The 2,450-nt window shown below is 44.4% G+C and carries 1 protein-coding gene; it reads right to left on the reverse strand.

Features of this window, described 5'->3' with window-relative positions:
• Positions 1-255 precede the first annotated feature (255 nt).
• A complete protein-coding gene (locus LI164_RS15490; RefSeq protein WP_227087370.1) occupies positions 256-2,358 on the reverse strand; it encodes a heavy metal translocating P-type ATPase in 2,103 nt (700 codons plus the stop codon).
• Positions 2,359-2,450: the final 92 nt, after the last annotated feature.

A 2,450-nucleotide genomic window follows, 5' to 3' on the forward strand; every position in this document is an offset into this window, starting at 1 on the left:
GTAAAAAACTACTTTTCACACTACTAAAATCCTTAACTTAATGACATTGTTTTTAGAAAAAACCCGTCCCCAAACAGACTTCTACCTGTCCCTTTTGAATTGTGTGTATTTTTACTTTTCTTTTTTATGGGGGTTTCCGGTTTTTCTAACCTGTCCCTTTTTGGAATTGTGGAATGTTTTTGTACAATTTGTTTTTTTACGCACTTTTTACATACGAAGAAAGCGTCAATTCTTTCTGAACTGGCGCTTTTCTACCTATATACATTCTCTCGCTTCGTTTTCTTCTTCCAGCAGGTTCTCCATGCTTTTCAGGCTGATGTACAGGGTTGATGTGTTATGAAGTAGTGCTGATACGGTTGGCTGTAGGATTCCGGTGACGCCGAGTATGATGAGGGCGGTGTTGAATCCTACGATGTTGCGGTAATTTTTGTGAATTCGTTTCATTAATTTATTACTGATCAGCTTCAGTGTTACGATCTCGCTCAAGTCGTCGCCGCTCATGGTCACGTCTGCGATTTCGCGGGCAATCTCTGCGCCGTCGCTGATTGCGATTCCGATGTCTGCTGCGGATAGTGCCGGTGAATCGTTGATTCCGTCTCCGATCATGATGACTTTTCGTCCGGCGGCTTTTTCCTGCTCTACGAAGTTTGCCTTGTCTTCCGGCAATACTTCCGAGTAATATACGTCCACGCCTACTCGTTTGGCGATTGCTTTTGCGGTGCGGTCGCTGTCTCCGGTCATCATGACTACTTTGCTGATGCCTGTTGCCTTCAGATTTTTGATGATCTGTGGTGCTTCTTCTCTCAGCGGGTCTTCGATGCAGATGACTGCTGCCAGTTTTCCTTCGATTGCCATGTACAAATGTGAGTATTCGGATGGCAGTTCTTGGAATTTTTCTTCCATTCCTTCTGGAATCTGGCTCTCTTCATCTTCGAATACGAAATGATAGCTTCCAACAACGACTTTTTGGTCATTGATCTTGGAGGAAATGCCGTGTGCCACGATGTACTCTACTTTTGAGTGGAACTCTTCATGGATAAGCCCTTTGTCCTGTGCTGCATTTACAACTGCTTTTGCCATGGAGTGTGGAAAATGCTCTTCCAGGCAGGCGCCGATTCTCAGCAATTCGTCTGGTGTCTTATCGCAGAATGGTACGACATCTACAACTGTCGGCTGTGCTTTTGTCAGTGTTCCTGTCTTGTCAAATACGATGGTATCTGCTTCTGACATTGCTTCCAGATATTTTCCGCCTTTGACTGTGACGTTGTAGCTGCTTGCCTCGCGGATTGCGGACAATACGGAAATCGGCATAGCCAGTTTCAGTGCGCATGAGAAATCTACCATCAATACAGCCAGTGCTTTTGTTACATTTCTTGTAAGAAGATAGGTAAGACCTGTTCCTGCCAATGTGTATGGAACGAGTTTATCCGCCAAATGTTCTGCCTTGCTTTCCAGTCCGGATTTGAGTTTCTCGGATTCTTCGATCATCGTCACGATCTTCTCAAATTTACTTGATCCATTTGCCTCTCTTACACGTATAGTAAGCTCGCCTTCTTCTACGACCGTTCCGGCATACACTTCTCCATTTTCTATCTTGCGTACTGCCACGGACTCTCCAGTCAAAGACGCCTGGTTGACCATTGCCTCGCCTTCCACAACTGTTCCGTCAAATGGAATTACATTTCCCATGTGGATGCGTATCCGGTCGCCGCTCTTTACAGATGAAAATGGTACTAATACTTCCTGACCGTCGCTGACAAGCCATACTTTGCTGATGTTCAGTGACATACTTCTTGCCAGGTCACCAACGGATTTCTTGTGTGTCCACTCTTCCAGTATTTCGCCGATTCCAAGCAGGAACATGACGGATCCTGCAGTTGCGATATCTCCGCGGAACATAGATACTCCGATTGCGGTCGCATCCAGTACCGGAACTTCAATCTTGCCTTTTGCCAGTGTACGCACACCCATCCAAAGATATTTCACAGATTTTACTGCTGTGATACATGCTCTGACCGAATATGGCAAAAATAATTTATTTCCATAATGATAGATTACAGTTTCAACTAACTTATCCCAATATTCCTGATTCAGTTCGCGTCCGGAATTCTGTGCATAATTTTCCGGAATGTCAACTTCCTCATAACGGAATGTTTGAAGCAGTTTGATTACTTTCTCTCTGTCGCCTTTGTAACAGATCATAAAGTCTCCCGTACGGTTCTGTACTTTTGCAGATGTAATCATATCCTGGGATTCCAGATAATATTGCATCCGGTCTGCTTGCTCAAATGTCATTCTGTACTGTACAGCATGGGCACGAATCCTGCCTTTAATCTCATGCTTGATTACAAATTTCATGTATATTTTCCTTCTTTCCCTGCTTTCTTCCTTCCCTGCTTACCTCGCAGTGATTCGCTTGCTGTGGTTCACTTGCTGTTGATTCTCTTACA

The sequence above is a fragment of the Dorea sp. 210702-DFI.3.125 genome, assembly GCF_020560945.1.
Classification (GTDB): domain Bacteria; phylum Bacillota; class Clostridia; order Lachnospirales; family Lachnospiraceae; genus Dorea; species Dorea formicigenerans.